General features: G+C 71.0%; 15 protein-coding genes. 8 read left to right on the top strand and 7 right to left on the bottom strand.

Annotated features, from left to right (window positions below; all coding sequences use genetic code 11):
- Positions 1–72: 72 nt before the first annotated feature.
- Positions 73–1,122 carry an LLM class F420-dependent oxidoreductase gene (locus tag OG259_RS32630; RefSeq protein WP_266900714.1) on the top strand — a complete coding sequence of 350 codons (1,050 nt, stop codon included), beginning with the start codon at positions 73–75 and terminating at the stop codon, positions 1,120–1,122.
- A 237-nt stretch (positions 1,123–1,359) separates the two neighbouring features.
- Positions 1,360–2,145 (top strand): ferritin-like domain-containing protein, encoded by a 786-nt coding sequence (locus OG259_RS32635; protein WP_328947247.1) that lies wholly within the window; start codon positions 1,360–1,362, stop codon positions 2,143–2,145.
- Positions 2,146–2,226: 81 nt separating this feature from the next.
- Here the strand turns inward: OG259_RS32635 and OG259_RS32640 are convergent, their stop codons facing one another.
- On the bottom strand, positions 2,227–3,219 hold the full coding sequence (locus OG259_RS32640) for a magnesium and cobalt transport protein CorA (protein WP_328947248.1): 993 nt from the start codon (positions 3,217–3,219) through the stop codon (positions 2,227–2,229).
- A 108-nt stretch (positions 3,220–3,327) separates the two neighbouring features.
- Between OG259_RS32640 and OG259_RS32645 the strand changes: the two genes are divergently transcribed.
- The 5 genes from OG259_RS32645 (at position 3,328) to OG259_RS32665 (ending at position 10,062) form a co-directional block, all read left to right on the top strand.
- A complete protein-coding gene (locus OG259_RS32645; RefSeq protein ID WP_328945514.1) occupies positions 3,328–4,017 on the top strand; it encodes a histidine phosphatase family protein in 690 nt (229 codons plus the stop codon).
- A 68-nt stretch (positions 4,018–4,085) separates the two neighbouring features.
- Positions 4,086–4,676: a DUF3090 domain-containing protein gene (locus OG259_RS32650; protein WP_328945515.1), complete on the top strand. Its 591-nt coding sequence runs from the start codon at positions 4,086–4,088 to the stop codon at positions 4,674–4,676.
- Complete coding sequence (locus OG259_RS32655; RefSeq protein WP_328947249.1) at positions 4,640–5,479, top strand: SCO1664 family protein; 840 nt, start codon at positions 4,640–4,642, stop codon at positions 5,477–5,479. The genes OG259_RS32650 and OG259_RS32655 overlap by 37 nt, the downstream gene beginning before the upstream one ends.
- 150 nt (positions 5,480–5,629) lie before the next feature.
- Positions 5,630–6,859, top strand: a complete 1,230-nt coding sequence (mshC, locus tag OG259_RS32660) for a cysteine--1-D-myo-inosityl 2-amino-2-deoxy-alpha-D-glucopyranoside ligase (RefSeq protein WP_328945516.1) — start codon at positions 5,630–5,632, stop codon at positions 6,857–6,859.
- A 116-nt stretch (positions 6,860–6,975) separates the two neighbouring features.
- On the top strand, positions 6,976–10,062 hold the full coding sequence (locus tag OG259_RS32665) for an NPCBM/NEW2 domain-containing protein (protein WP_328945517.1): 3,087 nt from the start codon (positions 6,976–6,978) through the stop codon (positions 10,060–10,062).
- A gap of 81 nt (positions 10,063–10,143) precedes the next feature.
- Here the strand turns inward: OG259_RS32665 and OG259_RS32670 are convergent, their stop codons facing one another.
- From OG259_RS32670 to OG259_RS32695, 6 genes are all read right to left on the bottom strand, one after another.
- Positions 10,144–11,250, bottom strand: coding sequence for a PAC2 family protein (locus tag OG259_RS32670; RefSeq protein WP_328945518.1), 1,107 nt, complete (start codon positions 11,248–11,250; stop codon positions 10,144–10,146).
- 141 nt (positions 11,251–11,391) lie between these two features.
- The gene (locus OG259_RS32675; protein WP_328945519.1) at positions 11,392–12,453 is read right to left on the bottom strand and encodes an LLM class flavin-dependent oxidoreductase; all 1,062 of its coding nucleotides are present in this window, start codon (positions 12,451–12,453) and stop codon (positions 11,392–11,394) included.
- A gap of 101 nt (positions 12,454–12,554) precedes the next feature.
- Positions 12,555–14,159, bottom strand: coding sequence for a glycerol-3-phosphate dehydrogenase/oxidase (locus OG259_RS32680; RefSeq protein WP_328945520.1), 1,605 nt, complete (start codon positions 14,157–14,159; stop codon positions 12,555–12,557).
- A 6-nt stretch (positions 14,160–14,165) separates the two neighbouring features.
- On the bottom strand, positions 14,166–15,692 hold the full coding sequence (gene glpK, locus OG259_RS32685; protein WP_328945521.1) for a glycerol kinase GlpK: 1,527 nt from the start codon (positions 15,690–15,692) through the stop codon (positions 14,166–14,168).
- A gap of 35 nt (positions 15,693–15,727) precedes the next feature.
- Entirely contained in the window at positions 15,728–16,486 is a 759-nt protein-coding gene (locus OG259_RS32690; protein ID WP_266889997.1) for an MIP/aquaporin family protein, read from the bottom strand.
- Between the two features lie 267 nt (positions 16,487–16,753).
- Entirely contained in the window at positions 16,754–17,518 is a 765-nt protein-coding gene (locus OG259_RS32695; RefSeq protein ID WP_328945522.1) for an IclR family transcriptional regulator, read from the bottom strand.
- Positions 17,519–17,762: 244 nt separating this feature from the next.
- Here OG259_RS32695 and metH point away from each other — a divergent pair, with 244 nt between their 5' ends.
- A complete protein-coding gene (gene metH, locus OG259_RS32700; RefSeq protein ID WP_328945523.1) occupies positions 17,763–21,275 on the top strand; it encodes a methionine synthase in 3,513 nt (1,170 codons plus the stop codon).
- Positions 21,276–21,420: the final 145 nt, after the last annotated feature.

The raw sequence follows: 21,420 nt of genomic DNA on the forward strand, positions 1-21,420 counted from the left end.
TGACGGAAGCCCCGACCGCGCGCTAGAGTCCCGCCCACAAGGACGTTACCGATGGGTAAGGGGTGCGTGGACATGCGGCTCGGCATCAACCTCGGCTACTGGGGTGCGGGCATGGACGGCGACAACCTCGCCGTCGCCCAGGAGGCGGACCGCCTCGGCTACGACGTGTGCTGGGCCGCCGAGGCCTACGGCTCCGACGCGCCCACCGTGCTCGCCTGGGTCGCGGCGAAGACGGAGCGGATCGACGTCGGCTCCGCGATCATGCAGATTCCGGCCAGGCAGCCGGCGATGACGGCGATGACCGCCGCCACCCTCGACTCGCTCACCGGCGGCCGCTTCCGCCTCGGCCTCGGCGTCTCCGGACCGCAGGTCTCCGAGGGCTGGTACGGCGTGAAGTTCGACAAGCCGCTCGCCCGGACCCGCGAGTACGTCGAGATCGTCCGCAAGGCGATGACCCGGGAGCGCCTCAGCTACGAGGGCGAGCACTGGACCCTGCCGCTCCCCGGCGGCCCCGGCAAGCCGATCAAGCTCACCGTGCACCCCGAGCGCGAGCACATCCCGCTCTACATCGCCGCGATCGGTCCCAAGAACCTGGAGCAGACCGGCGAGATCGCCGACGGCGCGCTGCTGATCTTCCCCTCCGCCGCCCATCTGGAGGAGACGGCGCTCCGGCACATCCGCGCGGGCCGCGAGAAGGCCGGGCTGACGATGGACGGCTTCGACGTCTGTCCCACCGTCCCGCTCGCCCTGGGGGACGACGTCGACGCGCTCGCCGACGTGTTCCGCCCGTACACCGCGCTGTACGTCGGCGGCATGGGCAGCCGCAAGCAGAACTTCTACAACCAGCTCGCGCAGCGCATGGGCTACGAGAAGGAGGCCGCCGAGATCCAGGACAAGTACCTGGCCGGCGACAAGGCGGGTGCCGCCGCGGCCGTACCGCAGAGCCTGATCGACCAGACCTCGCTGCTCGGCTCCGTCGAGCGGATCGCCGAGCGGATGACGGCCTACGCGGAGGCCGGTGTCACCACCCTGACCCTCGCCCCGGCCGGCTTCACCCTGGACGAGCGGCTGGCGGCCCTGCGGGCGGGCGTGGAGGCGGCCGAGCGGGCGGGCCTCGCGTAGCGCTTCCGCCGTCGGCGGGACCGAGAGGTTTCCGCGGCCGTGGTGGGGGCTCGGGGGTCTTCCCCGCCACGGCCGTCATGCAGCACAACGGCTCCACGGGGCCCCCGGTTACGCCCTGGGGACTCACTCTTTCGGCCGAGTCGCCCGGCCCTCCTGTTGCCCCTCGCCCCGGACCGCATTTGACTCGTTGTCCCGGGGGCCGGACGGAGTGCGGACATGCGCACGGAGGTGGCGGCGATGCTCACGGCCAAGGGCTTGTTCCAGGAAATCATCGACAACGACGAGTCCTTCCGGCTCTTCTGCTCGATCGCGGCGAGCGGCGAGACCCAGGGCGGCTGGGAGAACGGCCGGATCGCGGCCCTCGTCGCGCCCGGCATGAGCGAGCTCACCCCCAAGATCACCCGGCACGGTGCCGACGAGGACAAGCACGGCCGGATCTTCAACGCCCTGATGAAGAAGCGCGGCCTCGAACCCGTCCCCGTACCGCCCGGCACCGACTACACGATGCTGCTCGAACAGCGGGGCATCGGCCTCGCGCACGACAAGCTGCGCCGCGACGAGCCGCTGACCGAGGACGACGTGATCGTCTACCTCGCCCACAGTCGCGTCACCGAGCAGCGGGCCGCCGACCAGATGGACATGCTCGTCACGTACTTCGGGGACCACCCCGAACTCGGCAAGGCCATCCACATGATCGACAACGACGAGGCGAACCACCTCGCCTACTGCCACGAGGAACTGCTCCGCCTCGCGCGGGCGGGACACGGCCGGCTCATCCAGCGGACCCTGCGCGAATCCGCCCTCGTCGAGATCCAGGTCTACCGCGACGTCAGCCTCGCCGTGATGGGTCACATGGGACGGATCCTGCGCTGGCCCCGGCCCAAGGCGGCCGTCCTCGCGGCGGGCATCCGCGGGATGTACGCGTACGAGCGCGCCGCCGGCTGGCACCGGATGGTCGGCCTGAAGATGCCCGAACGGCTCGACGCCCTCGGCGGGCCCGCGACCCCCGCTCCGGCCTTCTGAGACCTTCCGAGAGGCCCCTGTCCCCGGTCCGGCCCCTGTCCCGCCCCCGGTCCGGCCCTGCCTTCCGGGCGGGGCCGGGTCTCACATCCAGCCGCGCCGCTTGAACATCCGGTAGAGGGTCATGACGATGCCCGCCATCACCACGATCACCACCGGGTACGACGCCACCCAGTGCAGCTCCGGCATGTGCTCGAAGTTCATGCCGTAGACGCCCGCGACCATCGTGGGGACCGCGGCCATGGCCGCCCACGCCGAGATCTTCCGCATGTCGTCGTTCTGCCGGACCCCCATCTGCGCGAGATGCGCCGACAGCACGTCGGACAGGAGCCGGTCGAGCCCCTCCACCTGCTCGTTGGCGCGCAGCAGATGGTCGTTGACGTCCCGGAAGAACGGGTGCGCCTCCTTGTTCACGAACGGCACCGAACCGGCCGTGAGCCGGGCCAGCGGTCCGGCGAGCGGACCGCTGGCCCGCCGGAACTCCAGGACCTGCCGCTTCGCCGTGTAGATCCGCTCCGCGGTGTTCGCCGGATTGCCTCCGGTGGGCGCGAAGACGTCCGCCTCCAGCTCCTCCAGGTCGACCTGGAGCTCGCCCGTCACATCGAGGTAGTGGTCCACGATCGCGTCGCTCACCGCGTACAGCACCGCCGTCGGACCGTGCTTCAGCACCTCGGGATCGGCTTCGAGCCGTCGGCGCACCTCGGCGAGGGGCGCGCCCTCGCCGTGCCGGACCGTCACCACGAAGGAGTCGCCCATGAACAGCATCAGCTCGCCGGAGGAGACCCGGTCGCTCTCCGGCTCGTAGACGATCGGCTTGAGCACCGCGAAGAGGGAGTCGTCGTAGACCTCGAGCTTGGGGCGCTGGTGGGCCTTGAGGGCGTCCTCGACGGCCAGCGGGTGCAGCGCGAACTCCGAGGCGACATGGTCGAACTCGGCCTCCGTGGGCTCGTGGAGCCCCACCCACAGAAAGGCGTCGCCGGTGGCCCGCGCCTCGTCGAGGGCGTCGGAGAGGTCGGCGGGTCCGTCCGTACGGCGCCCGTCCCGATAGATGGCAGAGTCCACGATCACGGGCCGTATTCTCCATCGAACGGCCCCACCACGCACGCGTGGATCCGGTCCGAGGCCGTCCGACCCCATCCGGCCGGACCCGCCGGGTTCCTCGGGGCACCGCCTAGGCTGGCCGGCATGGCCACGTTGATCCTCGTCCGGCACGGACGCTCCACCGCCAACACCTCCGGGGTCCTCGCCGGGCGCATGCCCGGGGTCTCCCTCGACGAGCGGGGTGCCGCCCAGGCCGCCGCGCTTCCCGGGCGCCTCGCGGACGTCCCGCTCGCCGCCGTCGTCTCCAGCCCCCTCCAGCGCTGCCGGGAGACCGTGCGGCCCCTCCTCGACGCCCGGCCGGACCTCCCGCTGCACGTCGAGGACCGGATCAACGAGTGCGACTACGGCGACTGGTCGGGCCGCAAGCTGGCCGAACTCAACGACGAACCGCTGATGGAGGTCGTCCAGGCGCACGCCTCCGCCGCGGCCTTCCCCGGCGGCGAGTCCATGCGCGCGATGCAGGCCCGCGCCGTCGGCGCCGTGCACGACTGGAACGCGCGGATCGAGGCCGAGCACGGCGAGGACGCCGCCTACGTCATGTGCTCCCACGGCGACATCGTCAAGTCGATCGTGGCGGACGCGCTCGGACTCCACCTCGACCTCTTCCAGCGCATCCACGTCGACCCCTGCTCGGTCACCGTGATCCGCTACACGCGCCTGCGTCCCTTCCTCGTCCGCCTCGGCGACACCGGGGACTTCGCCGGTTTCGCGCCCCGCGAGCACCCCGACACCAGTGGGACCGCCGAGGTCGGGGGTGGTGCGGGCGCACCGTGATCCCTTCGCGCAGTAGGGTGGACGCGCCGCTGTAGTACGACTGTCGAGACGCAAGGGAGCCGGGAAACGTGTCCCGTCAGGTGTTCCTCTACGACCCACCGGAGCGTTTCGTGGCCGGTACGGTCGGGCTGCCTGGTCGCCGTACGTTCTTCCTCCAGGCGTCCGCCGGCGGCCGGGTCACCAGCGTCGCCCTGGAGAAGACACAGGTCGCCGCCCTCGCCGAGCGCATGGACGAACTCCTCGACGAGGTCGTCCGCCGTACCGGGGGCAACGCGCCGGTCCCCGCCGTCGCCCCCGCCGAGGTCTCCGACACCGCCCCCCTCGACGTCCCCGTCGAGGAGGAGTTCCGGGTCGGCACCATGGCCCTCGCCTGGGACGGCGAGGAGCAGCGCATGATCGTCGAGGCGCAGGCGCTCGTCGAACTCGACGTGGACTCCGAGGAGGACCTCGCCGAGGCCGAGGAGCGGCTGCTCCAGGACGAGGAGAACGGCCCGCCGATGCTCCGCGTCCGCCTCAGCGGCGCCGCGGCCCGCGCCTTCGCGAAGCGCGCCCTGGACGTCGTCAACGCCGGCCGGCCGCCCTGCCCGCTGTGCAGCCTGCCGCTCGACCCCGAGGGCCACGTCTGCCCGCGCCAGAACGGATACCGCCGCGGAGCATGAGCAGCAGCCCCACGACGCCCCCGGACGCCGAGCTGCTCGCCCACGGTGAACTGACCGTGCGCGGCCGGGTCCGCGAGGCCTCCAACGCCGTGCTCTACTGCTCCGTCGCCTACGAGGGACGGGAAGCGGCCTGCGTCTACAAGCCGGTCGCGGGCGAGCAGCCGCTGTGGGACTTCCCCGACGGCACGCTCGCCCAGCGCGAGGTCGCCGCGTACGAGATCTCCGAGGCCACCGGCTGGGGCCTGGTCCCGCCGACCGTGCTCCGCGACGGGCCGTACGGGGAGGGCATGGTCCAGCTGTGGATCGAGGCCGACCCCGAGGCGCGTCTCCTCGCCCTCACCGAGGACGACGAGGCGGGCGAGGGCTGGAAGGCCGTCGGACCCGCCCAGGTCGACGAGGACCGCACCGCGCTCCTCGTCCACGCGGACACCCCCGAGCTGCGCCGGCTCGCCGTCCTGGACGCCGTCATCAACAACGGCGACCGGAAGGGCGGGCACCTGCTGCCCGCCCCGGACGGCCACCTCTACGGCATCGACCACGGGGTCACCTTCCACGTCGACGACAAGCTGCGCACCCTGCTGTGGGGCTGGGCGGGCGAGCAGCTGCCCGCCGAGGCGGCCGGGGTGCTCGACGCCCTCTACCGCTCCCTGGCCCCGGGAGAGCCCCTCGCCGCCCGTCTGGCCGAACTGCTCACCGATGCCGAGGTCGCGGCCGTACGCGCCCGCGTGGAGGCGCTGCGGGCCACCGGACGGCACCCGGAGCCCTCGGGTCAGTGGCCGTCGATCCCCTGGCCGCCGGTCTGACCGGGCCGAAAGCTTTCGGCCAACCCCTCACCGAGGGTCATGCACCCCTGGGGGGTATGCATGCAAGCCTCCGACCCGCAAGAGCGCCTAATCGGTCAAGATCCCGGATCCGGTTCGTATCCGGAACACCTGTCCGGTTACGCTCGGGTCATGCATGCCTGGCCCGCTTCTGAGGTCCCCGCCCTTCCTGGCAAGGGCCGCGACCTCCGGATCCACGACACCGCGACCGGCGGACGAGTCACCCTCGCCCCCGGCCCCGTCGCCCGTATCTACGTCTGCGGCATCACGCCGTACGACGCGACCCACATGGGTCACGCGGCGACCTACAACGCGTTCGACCTCGTTCAGCGCGTGTGGCTCGACACCAAGCGGCAGGTGCACTACGTCCAGAACGTCACGGACGTGGACGACCCGCTCCTTGAGCGCGCGATCCGCGACGGCATCGACTGGGTCGGCCTCGCCGAGCGGGAGACCGCCCTCTTCCGCGAGGACATGACCGCCCTGCGGATGCTGCCCCCGCAGCACTACATCGGCGCCGTCGAAGCCATACCCGGCATCGTCCCGCTCGTCGAGCGACTCCGGGACGCCGGCGCCGCCTACGAGCTCGAAGGTGACATCTACTTCTCCGTCGACGCCGACCCGCACTTCGGGCAGGTCTCGAACTACACGGCCGAGCTGATGCGCCACCTCTCCGCCGAGCGCGGCGGGGACCCGGAGCGCCCCGGCAAGAAGAACCCGCTCGACCCGATGCTCTGGATGGCCGCCCGCGAGGGCGAGCCGAGCTGGGACGGCGCGAGCCTCGGCGCGGGTCGCCCCGGCTGGCACATCGAGTGCGTCGCCATCGCCCTGGACCACCTCGGCATGGGCTTCGACGTGCAGGGCGGCGGCTCCGACCTGATCTTCCCGCACCACGAGATGGGCGCCTCCCACGCCCAGGCGCTCACCGGCGAGTTCCCCATGGCCAAGGCGTACGTCCACGCCGGCATGGTGGCCCTCGACGGCGAGAAGATGTCCAAGTCCCGCGGCAACCTGGTCTTCGTCTCGAAGCTCCGCCGTGACGGCGTCGACCCGGCCGCCATCCGGCTCGCGCTCCTCTCCCACCGCTACCGTGACGACTGGGAGTGGACCGACCAGGTCCTCCAGGACGCGCTGGAGCGCCTCGGCCGGTGGCGTGCCGCCGTCTCGCGCCCCGACGGCCCGTCCGCCGACGCGCTCGTCGAGGAGCTCCGCGAGGCCCTGTCCGACGACCTCGACACCCCCACCGCGCTCGCCGCGGTGGACCGCTGGGCCGCGCTCCAGACGGCCGAGGGCGGTACCGACGACTCCGCCCCCGGTCTCGTCTCCCGTGCCGTCGACGCTCTGCTCGGTGTGGCCCTGTAACGAGCACTACCGAACAACTCCGTTTCAGGCAACCGCCCTTGGACTTCTTGCCGAAGTCCAAGGGCGGTTCCGTTTTGTCCTGGCGGGGATGCTCGTTCCTGCGCTAAATAAGCTCCATGCAATCATCATCACGCATGAAAGTTGCACTTGCCGGAGCCGTCCTCGGGCTCCTCGCGGCCTTCGCGGGACCCGGCACCACCGCGTCGGCCCTCCCCACCGACAGCGCCGACACCACGGCACAGGAGCCCGACACCACGGTCGGCGACCTCACCGGGTTCGCCGCCGACGGGTCCGTCTACCGGCTGACCGCCGGCCTGGCCCAGGCCCGGGTCAGCTTCGTCACCGCCGACACCTTCCGCATCGAACTCGCCCCCGACGGGAAGTTCACCGACCCCACCGGCACCGACATCACGCTGCCCCAGGGCCCGCCCCCGGCCACCCGCTGGCGCGACCTGGGCGACCGCTACGAGCTGAGCAGCAGTCAGGTGACCCTGCGCGCCTTCAAGTCACCGCTCCGCTTCGCCGCCGTACGCGCCGACGGCACCCCGCTCTGGAGCGAGGCCCGCGGCCTCAGCTGGACCGCCGACCGCACCACCCAGACCCTCGCCCGCGGCGCCGACGAGCAGTTCTACGGCGCCGGCATGCAGAACGGCCGCGGCAACACCTCCCACCGCGACAAGACCGTCGAGGTCGGGGTCGACTACAACTGGAACGACGGCGGCCACCCCAACTCCGTCCCCTTCTACCTCTCCTCCGCCGGATACGGCGTCTACCGCAACACCTACGCGCCGAACACCTACGCCTTCACCGAGCCCGTCACCACCAGCGCCGCGGAACAGCGCTTCGACGCCTACTACTTCGCCGGCACCGGCGGCGACGCCGCCAAGGACGTCATCGGCCAGTACACCCGGCTCACCGGCAAGCCCTTCATGCCGCCCGTGTACGGCCTGGAGATCGGCGACGCCGACTGCTACCTCCACAACGCCAACCGGGGCGAGCGCCGCACCCTCGACGCCCTGAAGGTCGCCGACGGCTACGTCGCCAACGACATGCCCAACGGCTGGATGCTCGTCAACGACGGCTACGGCTGTGGCTACGAGAACCTCGCCGAGGCCTCCGCCGGACTCGGCGAGCGCGGCATGAAGCTCGGCCTGTGGACCGAGGACGGCATCGACAAGCTCGAAGAGCAGGTCAAGGCCGGCCAGCGGGTCGCCAAGCTCGACGTCGCCTGGGTCGGCGAGGGCTACAAGTTCGCCCTCGACGGCTGCAAGGACGCCCACGCCGGCATCGAGGCCCACAGCGACGCCCGCGGCTTCACCTGGGCCCCCGAGAGCTGGTCCGGCGCCCAGCGCTGCGGCGTCCAGTGGTCCGGCGACCAGTCCGGCACCTGGGAGTACATCCGCTGGCAGATCCCGACCTACGCGGGCGCCTCCATGTCCGGACTCGCCTACACCACCGGCGACGTCGACGGCATCTTCGGCGGCAGCGCCAAGACGTACACCCGCGACCTCCAGTGGAAGACCTTCCTGCCGGTCACGATGACCATGGACGGCTGGGCCGCCAACGACAAGCAGCCCTTCCGCTACGGCGAGCCCTACACCAGCATCAACCGCGCATCCCTCAAGCTCCACGAGGCCCTGCTCCCGTACATCTACAGCCACGCCCACCAGGCCACGAAGACCGGCGTCGGCCTCGCCCGGCCGCTCGCCCTGGAGTACCCGGACGACCCCAAGGCCTCCACCGACGCCGCCAAGTACGAGTTCCTCAGCGGCGAGGACTTCCTCGTCGCCCCCGTCTACCAGGACGCCGTGGAGCGCGACGGCATCTACCTCCCCGAGGGCACCTGGATCGACTACTGGTCCGGCCGCACCTACCAAGGTCCCGTCACCGTCGACGACTACAGCGCCCCGCTCGACACCCTGCCCCTCTTCGTACGGGCCGGAGCGACCGTCCCGATGTGGCCCGGCGACATCCGCTCGTACACCGACCGCGCTCCCGGGGACCCGATCGCCTGGGACGTCTACCCGAAGGGCAGCTCCTCCTTCGATCTGTACGAGGACGACGGTGTCACCCGCGAACACCGCACCGGCCGGTACGCCACCCAGCGCGCCGAGGTCAGCGCCCCGAACGGCGGCCCCGGCGACGTCACCGTCCGCATCGGCGCGAGCAAGGGCTCGTACACCGGCAAGCCGGCCGCCCGGCCGTACGCCTTCACCGTCCACACCGGCGACGCCCCCGGCAACGTGAAGCTCGACGGGCGCAAGCTGCCCGCCCTCGCCTCCCGTGCCGACTTCGACGCCGCCACCCAGGGCTGGTGGTACGACCGCGACGAGCGTGGGGGAGTGGTCCGGGTCAAGACGGCCGTCCTGTCCACCGGCCGAGGCTTCGAACTGAAGCTGACCGACACCAGCGCGGTCGGCGGCGCCGTACCGGGCGCCTCCGCGGCCCTCGCCGTCCCCTCGGCGCAGGAGCTCGGCGCCGGAGCCCCCGGCACCGTCGCCGTGGACGTCACCGCCGGCACCCGCGATGCCACCGATGTACGGGTCTCCCTGGACGCCCCGGCCGGCTGGCAGGTCACCCCGGCGGCACCGATCGGCCGCGTCCCGGCCGGCACCACCCGCCGGGTCGAGGTCACCGTCACCCCCGCCCCGGACGCGAAGCCCGGCGAGGCCACCCTCACCGCGACCGTCCGGCACCGCGCGGCGGGCACCGACCGCACCGCCACCCAGCGGTTCGCGGTCGGCGTGATGCCCCCGCCGCCGACCGGCGACGCCTGGGCGAGCGACCTCGTCTGGCTGCGCTCCACCAACGGCTGGGGCCCGCCCGAACGCGACCGCTCCAACGGCGAGTCCGGCGCCACCGACGGCAGGACCCTCACCCTGGGCGGGACGACCTACGAGAAGGGCATCGGCGGCCACGCCGACTCCGACATCGAGGTCTACCTCGGCGGCCGCTGCACCACCTTCACCGCCGACGTCGGCATCGACGACGAGATCAACGGCTACGGCGACGTGGCCTTCTCCGTCGAGGCCGACGGCAAGGTCCTGTGGACCTCGCCCCGGCTCACCGGCGCCTCCGCGACCCTGCCCGTGAACGTCGACGTGACCGGCGCGCGGCACGTGCGGCTGAAGATCACGGACACCAACGGGTCCAAGAGCGGAGACCACGGGGACTGGGCGGCGGCCCGGTTCGGCTGCGCCTGACACATGATCCGCGTCTGACGCGACGACGGGAGGGGTGCCTTCGAGGCACCCCTCCCGTTCCGTCCTGCCTGCTGCGCGCCGCTACTTCTCGGACTCGCCGTCCGTGTCGGTGTCGGTGTCCCCGTCGACGGCGTCGGAGGCTGCTTCCGGGGCTTCCGGGGCGTCCGCGGTCGGCTCGGTCTCCGCTCCCTCCGGCTCCTCGGCGCCCTCGGCGGCGTCCGTCCCCGGTACCGCCTCCGGTCCCGGCCGTTCGGGCTTAGGCGGGCGCGTACGGCCGCTCCCGGTGTCCCGCAGGAACGGCGTGTCGCCGCCCTCCATCGCCACCCCGGGGCCGCCCGGCCCCGTGCCCGGCTCGCGCCGCCGCAGATACCGCTCGAACTCCCGGGCGATCGCCTCGCCCGAGGCCTCCGGCAGCTCCGCCGTGTCCCGGGCCTCCTCCAACGTCTGCACGTACTCGGCGACCTCGCTGTCCTCGGCGGCCAGCTGGTCCACGCCCACCTGCCAGGCCCGCGCGTCCTCGGGCAGCTCGCCCAGCGGGATGCGCAGACCGATCAGGTCCTCAAGACGGTTGAGCAGCGCCAGGGTCGCCTTCGGGTTCGGGGGCTGCGACACGTAGTGCGGAACCGCCGCCCACAGGCTCACCGCCGGCACGCCCGCGTGGGTGCACGCCTCCTGGAGGATGCCCACGATGCCCGTCGGGCCCTCGTACCGGGTCTCCTCCAGGTCCATCGTGCGCGCCAGGTCCGGGTCGGAGGTCACTCCGCTGACCGGGACCGGCCGTGTGTGCGGGGTGTCCCCGAGCAGCGCGCCCAGGATCACGACCATCTCCACGCCCAGCTCGTGGGCGAAGGCGAGGATCTCGTTGCAGAAGGAGCGCCAGCGCATCGACGGCTCGATCCCGCGGACCAGCACCAGGTCACGGGGCTTGTCGCCGCCGACCCGGACCACGGAGAGCCGGGTCGTCGGCCAGGTGATCTTCCGGACGCCGTTGTCCAGGAAGACCGTGGGCCGGTTGACCTGGAAGTCGTAGTAGTCCTCGGCGTCGAGCGCCGCGAACACCTCGCCCTTCCATTCCCGGTCCAGGTGGGCGACCGCGGTGGAGGCGGCGTCGCCGGCGTCGTTCCAGCCTTCGAACGCGGCCACCATGACCGGGTCGATCAGCTCGGGTACCCCCTCGAGCTCGATCACCCAGCGCCTCCTTTTCGAAGTTCCTGTCGTACGGACCAACCTTACGGCTTTCTTCAGGTCCGTCCGCAGCCCCCGGACATCCCCGAAAACCCGTGCGGCCTTGATCGACTACCCAGGAACTCGCCTCCGCACACGGCGGTCTCACTCCTCCCAGAGGGTGCTCGGCGCCTCCCTCCGGACCACCGGCGCGATCTCCTCGGCGAAGCGCTGGAGCGTCTCGATCTGCTCGGCCGTCGACTGGGCGAAGGTGTCGACCGTGACGGACTGCAGGTCGTGCCCGTAATGGGCGTGGTAGCCGAGGATCTTGTCGATGATCTGCTGCGGCGAACCGATCAGCTGGGGACCGTCCGCGACGGCGTCCTCGATCGTGCGGAACGGGGTGTTGTAGCCGGCCTTTCCTTCCAGATGCGGCTTGAAGCTCTGCCGTACCTTCGCCTCGTACAGGTCCTTGTAGCGGGAGACCGCCTCCTCGGCGGTGTCGGCGATGAGCAGGCCCCCGGAACCGGCCGCCACGCGCGCGTGGGCCGGGTCGTGCCCGTACTCCTCGAACTTCTCCCGGTAGTGGGCGATGAGCTTCGCGTACGCCGCACGGGGCTGGATCGCGTTGGCGGTGAAGAGCGGATCGCCGTGCTTCGCCGCGAGTTCGGGGGAGTGGAGACTCGTGGCCGAGCCGTGCCAGATCCGGGGCGCACCCGCGTACGGGCGAGGCACCGTGGTGACGCCCTTCAGCGGGGGCCGGAACTCGCCCTCCCAGTCGACGTCCTCCTCCGTCCAGAGCCTGCGGAGCAGCTCGTACTTCTCCTGCTGCAGGTCCCACTGACGCTCCTCGTCCAGGCCGAAGAGGTCGAAGTGGCCGGCCTCCGCACCCTTGCCGACGACGAGTTCGAGCCTGCCTCGGGAGAGCTGGTCGAGGGTGGCGTAGTCCTCGGCGACCCGGACCGGGTCGAGGATCGCGACCACGGTGACGCCGGTGAGCAGCCTGATCCGGGTGGTGCGGGCGGCGAGCGCGGCGAGCAGCACGGTCGGGGCGGAGGAGAGGAACGCGCCCGCGTGCCGCTCGCCGACCGCGTACGCGTCGAAGCCGAACCGTTCGGCGGTCTCGCCGAGCGTGACGACCTGCTCCAACCGGTCGGCGGCGGAAAGGAGTTCGCCGGTCAGCGGGTGCGGGGAGTGGTGGACGATCGAGAGCACCTGAAACTTCATGCGTTCCACTCTGCGTGCCGAGTGTTGCGGCGGTGTGGACAGCGTGTGGCACGCCTCAGGGGCGGCTCCTCGAAGAGGAACCGCCCCTGAAACCGGAGGAGTTACTTCTGCAGCATCGCCTCGACGCCGGCGCGGACCTCGTCCGTCGCGAGACCCCGGATGGTCAGCGTCGTACGGCGGCGCAGCACGTCGTCCGCCGTCTCGGCCCACTCGTGGTCACGGGCGTAGGCGACCTGCGCCCAGATCTCGGGCGCGTCCGGGTGGATGCGGCGGGCCAGGTCCGGGTTCTCGTTCGCCATGCGCGCGATGTCGAAGGAGAGCGAGCCGTAGTGCGTCGCCAGGTGCTTGGCGGTGTCGGCGGCCATCCGCGGGCCGGGCGCCGGACCGTCGACGAGCAGCCGGTGCGCGACCGCGTTCGGGTTGGCGATGCCGGGCAGCGGCAGCCGCTTCGGCAGCGTCGACACCGACTCGTAGTCCTCGCCCAGCGGGTGGCCGGGGAGCTGCTCCAGCTTCTTCATCACCGTACGGCCGATGTGGCGGAAGGTCGTCCACTTGCCGCCGGCCACCGACAGCATGCCGCCGCGGCCCTCGGTGACGACCGTCTCGCGCTTGGCCTTGGAGGTGTCGCCGGGACCGCCCGGGAGCACCCGCAGACCGGCGAAGGCGTAGGTGATCAGATCGCGCGACAGCTGCTGGTCGCGGATGGAGAAGGCGGCCTCGTCCAGGATCTGGGCGGTGTCCTTCTCGGTGACCTCGACCTGGCCGGGGTCGCCCTCGTACTCCTCGTCGGTGGTGCCGAGCAGCAGCATGTCCTCCCAGGGGAGGGCGAAGGTGATGCGGTACTTGTCGATCGGGGTGGCCAGGGCGGCCTTCCACGGCGAGGTCCGCTTGAGGACCAGGTGCGCGCCCTTGGAGAGGCGGATGGAGGGGGCCGCGTTCGGGTCCTCCATCTTGCGCAGGTGGTCGACCCACGGGCCGGTCGCGTTGAGCACGAGACGGGCGGTGACGCCGAACTCATCGCCGCTGGTGCGGTCCTTGAGCTCGGCACCGGTGACCCGGCCCTTGGTGAAGCGCAGCCCGGTGACCTCGGCGTGGTTGAGGACGGTGGCACCGGCGTCGACCGCCGCGCGGACCGTCATCAGCGCCATGCGGGCGTCGTTCATCTGGTCGTCGCCGTAGACGGCCACGGCCTTGAGGTTGTCGGTGCGCAGCTCCGGCACGTCCTGTGCGGCCTTGGCGGGGGAGAGCAGGTGCCCGACGCCGTCACCGAACGCCGAGAGGGCGCTGTAGGCGAAGACACCGGCACCGAGCTTGGCCGCGCCGTGCGGGCCGCCCTTGTAGACGGGCAGGTAGAAGGTGAGGGGGTTGGCGAGGTGCGGTGCCACCTGACGGGAGACCGCACGCCGCTCGAAGTGGTTCTCCGCGACCAGCTTCACCGCGCCGGTCTGCAGGTAGCGCAGACCGCCGTGGAGCAGCTTCGAGGAGGCGGAGGAGGTGGCGCCGGCGAAGTCGCCGGCGTCCACCAGGGCCACCCGCAGGCCCGACTGTGCGGCGTGCCAGGCGGTGGAGATGCCCAGGATGCCGCCGCCGATCACCAGGAGGTCGTACGTCGCCTTGGAAAGCTGGTCCCGGGTCTCGGCGCGGCTCGGGAGGGAGCCGGACGCCGGGTGCGTCCCAAGGGCAGGGACGCTCTGCAGGGTGGTCATGTCGATCTACTCCTCGTCCTCGATCCAGCCCATGGTCCGCTCGACGGCCTTGAGCCAGCTCTTGTACTCGCTGTCACGCCTGTCGGCGTCCATGCGAGGGGTCCATTCCGCCGCGCGGCGCCAGTTGGCGCGCAGGGCGTCGGTGTCCGGCCAGAAGCCGACGGCCAGGCCGGCGGCGTAGGCGGCACCGAGGCAGGTGGTCTCGGCGACCATCGGACGCACGACGGGCGCGTCCAGGAAGTCCGAGAGGGTCTGCATCAGCAGGTTGTTGGAGGTCATGCCGCCGTCGACCTTGAGCGCGGTCAGCTCGACGCCGGAGTCCTTCGTCATGGCGTCGGTGATCTCGCGGGTCTGCCAGGCGGTGGCCTCCAGGACGGCGCGGGCGATGTGCGCCTTGGTGACGTACCGGGTGAGGCCGGCGATCACACCGCGGGCGTCGGAGCGCCAGTAGGGGGCGAACAGGCCGGAGAAGGCCGGCACGAAGTAGGCGCCGCCGTTGTCCTCGACCGAGGACGCGAGGGTCTCGATCTCGGCGGCGGACTTGATGAGGCCCATCTGGTCGCGCATCCACTGCACCAGCGAACCGGTGACGGCGATCGAGCCCTCCAGGGCGTAGACCGGCTTCTGGTCGCCGATCTGGTAGCCGACCGTGGTCAGCAGGCCGCTGTAGGAGTTGATGATCTTGTCACCGGTGTTCATCAGCATGAAGGTGCCGGTGCCGTACGTGGACTTGGCCTCGCCCTCGGCGAAGCAGGTCTGGCCGAACAGGGCGGCCTGCTGGTCGCCGAGCGCCGAGGCGACCGGGACACCGGCGAGGGCGCCGTCCTTGACGTGGCCGTAGACCTCGGCGGAGGACCGGATCTCGGGGAGGACGTTGAGGGGAACCCCCATCGACTCCGCGATCTTCTCGTCCCAGGCCAGCGTGTGCAGGTTCATCAGCATGGTGCGCGAGGCGTTGGTGACGTCGGTGACGTGCACTCCGCCGTCGGTGCCGCCCGTGAGGTTCCAGATGACCCACGAGTCCATGGTGCCGAAGAGGATGTCGCCGGCCTCGGCGCGCTCGCGCAGGCCCTCGACGTTGTCGAGCATCCAGCGGATCTTCGGGCCGGCGAAGTAGCTCGCCAGCGGCAGGCCGGTCTCGCGGCGGAAGCGGTCCTGGCCGACGTTGCGGCCGAGCTCCTTGCAGAGGGCGTCGGTGCGGGTGTCCTGCCAGACGAGGGCGTTGTGGACGGGCTCACCGGTGGTCTTGTCCCAGAGCAGCGTGGTCTCGCGCTGGTTGGTGATGCCGATGGCCTTGACGTCGGAGGCGGCGATGCCGCCCTTCGTCAGGGCGCCGGCGACGACCTCCTGGACGTTGGTCCAGATCTCGGCGGCGTCGTGCTCGACCCAGCCCGGCTTCGGGAAGATCTGCTCGTGCTCCTTCTGGTCGACCGAGACGATCCGGCCGTCCTTGTCGAAGACGATGCAGCGCGAGGACGTGGTGCCCTGGTCGATGGCCGCGATGAACGGGCCGGAGGTGTGTGCGTCGGTCACGGTGTGCTCCAAGGGAGGTCTGGGAGAAGGACGGCTCAGGCGAACGCGATGTTGTAGATACCCGCCGCGATGGCTCCACCGATCAGCGGACCGGCGACCGGGATCCAGGCGTAGCTCCAGTCGGAGCCGCCCTTGTTCGGCAGCGGGAGCAGGGCGTGCACGATGCGCGGGCCGAGGTCACGTGCCGGGTTGATCGCGTAGCCGGTCGGCCCACCGAGCGAGAGGCCGATGGAGACCACGACGAACGCGGTGATCAGGGCGCCGATGACGCCGAGGCCCTTGCCGCTGTCGTTGAGGCCCTGGGTGAGCACGGCCAGGACGAGCACCACGGTGCCGATGATCTCGGTGGCCAGGTTCTGCCAGGTGTTCCGGATCTCGGGGCCGGTGGAGAAGATGCCGAGCACCGGGCCGGGGCCCTCGATCGGCGTCTTGGCGGCGGCCTCGGCGTCGGTGAGGTGGGCCTGGAACTGGCCGTAGTAGGCCACCCAGACCAGTGCCGCGCCGATCATGGCGCCGAGCATCTGGCCCGCGATGTAGACGGGGACGTTGTCCCAGACGCCGTCCTTGATCGCGATTCCGACCGTGACGGCGGGGTTCAGATGGGCGCCCGAGAGGGAAGCCGTCATGTAGACGGCCGTCATGACGGCGAAGCCCCACCCGAAGGTGATCGCGAGCCAGCCCGCGTTGCGGGCCTTGGAGCCCTTGAGCGTGACGGCGGCGCACACGCCGCCGCCGAGCAGAATCAGAACGGCGGTACCGATGGTCTCGCCGAGGAAGATGTCGGAGCTGGACACCCGCGACTCCTTTGTCCTTCGTCCAGGGGAACGGCGAACCCCGGGTCCCTCCGGAGGTCCGCACCCTCGTGTGAGGGCTGTTTCCGGCCCTTGGCACTGCCACACTCTAGCGTCTATTGCCGTTAGGTGTTCGGCATTGCCGACCGATGAACGGAAGTTTTGCCCTCGGGTTAACAGCACGTCAAGGCCCCGGGAAGCGAAAAACCCGCCGATAACGCGATCGTTACCGGCGGGTTCACTCAGGTCGGGGGGCGTGGTCGCGCAGGGTCAGAAGCGCCCGGCTCCCAGATCCCGGGAGACGGCGCGGGCGCAGTCCCGTACCGCCGCGACGAGTTCGGGACGCAGCTCCCCGGCCGGGCACAGCCGCTCCACGGCGCCCGTCACGGCCACCGCGCCCACCGGCATCCGCCGCCGGTCGTGGATGGGCGCCGCCACCGAGGCGACGCCCTCCCAGGTCTCCTCCACGTCCGCCGCCCAGCCCTTGGCCCGCGTCATGTCGAGCATGGACTCGAAGTCCCCCAGGATCGTGGTCGTGCGGGGCGTGAACGCCTCCCGCTCGACCTCCAGGACCTCGCTGTGGGCCACCGGGTCGTACGCCGAAAGGACCTTGCCCAGGGCCGTGGAGTGCAGCGGCTGCATGGCCCCCACCTCCAGGACCTGGCGGCTGTCGTCCGGCCGGAAGACGTGGTGCACGATCAGGACGCCCTTCTGGTGCAGCACCCCCAGGTGGACGCTCTCGCCGCTGGACCGCGCCAGGTCGTCCGTCCAGACGAGCGCCCGCGCGCGCAGCTCGTGCACGTCCAGATAGCTGTTGCCGAGCCGCAGCAGCTCCGCTCCGAGCTGATAGCGGCCCGAGGCCGCCTCCTGCTCCACGAAGCCCTCCGCCTGGAGGGTGCGCAGGATGCCGTGGGCCGTCCCCTTGGCGAGCCCCAGCGAGGACGCGATGTCGGACAGTCCGAGCCGGCGCTCGCCGCCCGCGAGCAGTCGCAGCATGGCCGCCGCCCGTTCAAGCGACTGGATGTTCTTCGCCATCGCCCGACCCCTTCTCCCTCTCACGCTGTTCGACAATGCTGAACACTATCGGTCGATGCCGACCTTGCGTTACACCTGACAGTGTCAGTCAAGAACGGACCGAACCGGGAGTCCCCGCACACAGGATGCCGTCCGCCCCGCGAGACGCCGTGTCCACCCCGGCCCGTGCGCGGTTACGCTGACCCCGTGCACCCTCCTCCGAAGGTGCAAAGCCGACAGCCGTCGCATCCCAGGGAGCTCATCCATGGCCTCGTTGCCGACCCCTTCCGCTGACAGCCGGAACCGCGCCGCAGCCCTCCGCGAAGCACTCGCCAGCCGAGTCGTCGTCGCCGACGGCGCCATGGGCACCATGCTCCAGGCACAGGACCCCACCCTCGAGGACTTCCAGAACCTCGAAGGCTGCAACGAGATCCTGAACATCACCAGGCCCGACATCGTCCGTTCGGTGCACCGGGAGTACTTCGCCGCGGGCGTCGACTGCGTCGAGACCAACACCTTCGGCGCCAACCACGCCGCCCTGGGCGAGTACGACATCCCCGAGCGCGTCCACGAACTCTCCGAGGCCGGCGCCCGCATCGCCCGCGAGGTCGCCGACGAGTTCACCGCCACCACCGGCCGCCAGCGCTGGGTCCTCGGCTCCATCGGCCCCGGCACCAAGCTCCCCACCCTCGGCCACGCCCCGTACCCCCTGCTGCGCGACGCCTACCAGCAGAACGCCGAAGGCCTCATCGCCGGCGGCGCCGACGCGCTGCTCGTCGAGACCACCCAGGACCTGCTCCAGACCAAGGCCTCCGTCATCGGCGCCCGCCGCGCCCTCGACGTCCTCGGCATCGACCTGCCGCTCATCGTCTCCGTCACCGTCGAGACCACCGGCACGATGCTCCTGGGCTCCGAGATCGGAGCCGCCCTGACGGCCCTGGAGCCGCTCGGCATCGACATGATCGGCCTGAACTGCGCCACCGGCCCCGCCGAGATGAGCGAGCACCTCCGCTACCTCGCCCGCCACTCGCGCATCCCGCTCTCCTGCATGCCCAACGCCGGCCTGCCCGTCCTCACCTCCGACGGCGCCCACTACCCGCTCGGCCCCGGCGAGCTCGCCGACGCCCAGGAGACCTTCGTCCGCGAGTACGGCCTCTCCCTGATCGGCGGCTGCTGCGGTACGACCCCCGAGCACCTGCGCCAGGTCGTCGAGCGCGTCCGGGACCTCACCCCCGGCACCCGCGACCCGCGCCCCGAGCCCGGCGCCGCCTCGCTCTACCAGACCGTGCCGTTCCGCCAGGACACCGCCTACATGGCGATCGGCGAGCGCACCAACGCCAACGGCTCCAAGAAGTTCCGCGAGGCCATGCTGGAGGCGCGCTGGGACGACTGCGTCGAGATGGCCCGCGACCAGATCCGCGAGGGCGCGCACATGCTCGACCTCTGCGTCGACTACGTCGGCCGCGACGGCGTCGCCGACATGGAGGAGCTCGCCGGCCGCTTCGCCACCGCCTCCACCCTGCCGATCGTCCTGGACTCCACCGAGGTGGAGGTCCTGCGGGCCGGCCTGGAGAAGCTCGGCGGCCGGGCCGTCATCAACTCGGTCAACTACGAGGACGGCGACGGCCCCGAGTCCCGCTTCGCCAAGGTCACCCGGCTGGCCCAGGAGCACGGCGCCGCGCTCATCGCCCTCACCATCGACGAGGAGGGCCAGGCCCGTACCGCCGAGCACAAGGTCGCCATCGCCGAGCGGCTCATCGAGGACCTCACCGGCAACTGGGGCATCCACGAGTCCGACATCCTCATCGACACCCTCACCTTCACCATCTGTACCGGTCAGGAGGAGTCGCGCAAGGACGGCATCGCCACGATCGAGGCGATCCGCGAACTGAAGCGCCGCCGGCCGGACGTCCAGACCACCCTGGGACTCTCCAACATCTCCTTCGGCCTGAACCCGGCCGCGCGCATCCTCCTCAACTCCGTCTTCCTCGACGAGTGCGTCAAGGCCGGCCTCGACTCGGCGATCGTCCACGCCTCGAAGATCCTGCCGATCGCCCGCTTCGACGACGAGCAGGTCACCACCGCGCTCGACCTGATCTACGACCGGCGCGCCGAGGGTTACGACCCGCTGCAGAAGCTGATGGCCCTCTTCGAGGGCGTCAACACCAAGTCGATGAAGGCCGGCAAGACCGAGGAGCTCCTCGCCCTGCCCCTGGACGAGCGCCTCAAGCGGCGGATCGTCGACGGCGAGAAGAACGGCCTGGAGGCCGACCTCGACGAGGCCCTGACGGTCCGTCCCGCCCTGGAGATCGTCAACGAGATCCTGCTCGACGGCATGAAGACGGTCGGCGAGCTGTTCGGCTCGGGCCAGATGCAGCTGCCGTTCGTGCTGCAGTCCGCCGAGGTCATGAAGACGGCGGTCGCGTACCTCGAACCGCACATGGAGAAGACGGACGCCGACGGCAAGGGCACGATCGTCCTCGCCACCGTCCGCGGCGACGTCCACGACATCGGCAAGAACCTCGTCGACATCATCCTCTCCAACAACGGCTACAACGTCGTCAACATCGGCATCAAGCAGCCGGTCTCCGCGATCCTCGAAGCCGCCGAGGAGCACAGGGCCGACGTCATCGGCATGTCCGGCCTCCTCGTGAAGTCCACCGTGATCATGAAGGAGAACCTGGAGGAGCTGAACCAGCGCGAGCTGGCCGCCAAGTACCCGGTGATCCTCGGCGGCGCCGCCCTCACCAGGGCGTACGTCGAGCAGGACCTCCACGAGATCTACCAGGGCGAGGTGCGGTACGCCCGGGACGCCTTCGAAGGCCTCCGCCTCATGGACGCCCTCGTCGCCGTCAAGCGCGGCGTCCCCGGGGCCGTACTCCCCGAGCTCAAGCAGCGCCGGGTCGTCAAGCGGGACACCGCCGCCCTCCAGGTCGCCGAACCGGAGCCCGGCGGCCGCTCCGACGTCTCCGTCGACAACCCGGTGCCGACCCCGCCGTTCTGGGGCACCCGGGTCGTCAAGGGCATCCCGCTGAAGGACTACGCCTCCTGGCTCGACGAGGGCGCCCTCTTCAAGGGCCAGTGGGGCCTCAAGCAGAACCGGGCCGGCGACGGACCCTCGTACGAGGAGCTCGTCGAGACCGAGGGCCGACCGCGGCTGCGCGGCTGGCTGGAGCGCCTCCACACGGAGAACCTCCTGGAGGCGGCCGTCGTCCACGGCTACTTCCCGTGCGTCTCCAAGGGCGACGACCTGATCATCCTCGACGAGGCCGGGAACGAGCAGACCCGCTTCACCTTCCCGCGCCAGCGCCGGGGCCGCCGCCTCTGCCTCGCGGACTTCTTCCGCCCGGAGGAGTCCGGCGAGACCGATGTCGTCGGCCTCCAGGTCGTCACCGTCGGTTCGAGGATCGGCGAGGCCACGGCCGAGCTGTTCGCCTCCGACTCCTACCGCGACTACCTGGAGCTGCACGGCCTCTCCGTGCAGCTCGCGGAGGCCCTCGCCGAGTACTGGCACGCGCGCGTCCGCGCCGAGCTGGGCTTCGGCGGCGAGGACCCGGCGAACGTGGAGGACATGTTCGACCTCAAGTACCGCGGCGCGCGCTTCTCGCTCGGCTACGGCGCCTGCCCGGACCTGGAGGACCGCGCGAAGATCGCGGAGCTGCTGCGCCCGGAGCGGATCGGTGTGCACCTCTCGGAGGAGTTCCAGCTCCACCCCGAGCAGTCCACCGACGCCATCGTGATCCACCACCCCGAGGCGAAGTACTTCAACGCCCGGTGACATGCCCGTCGGCACCCTCGTCGACACGCTCGGTGACCGGAGAAGACACCCGCCAGGGTAAATCCGCGCTTCTTCGGTGATCCGGACGTACACTTATCGGTCCAGTGCAGGCCGGTCTTCCTCCCCGTACCGGGGAGGGGGGCCG

The sequence above is a fragment of the Streptomyces sp. NBC_00250 genome, assembly GCF_036192275.1.
In the GTDB taxonomy this organism is placed as follows: Bacteria; Actinomycetota; Actinomycetes; order Streptomycetales; family Streptomycetaceae; genus Streptomyces.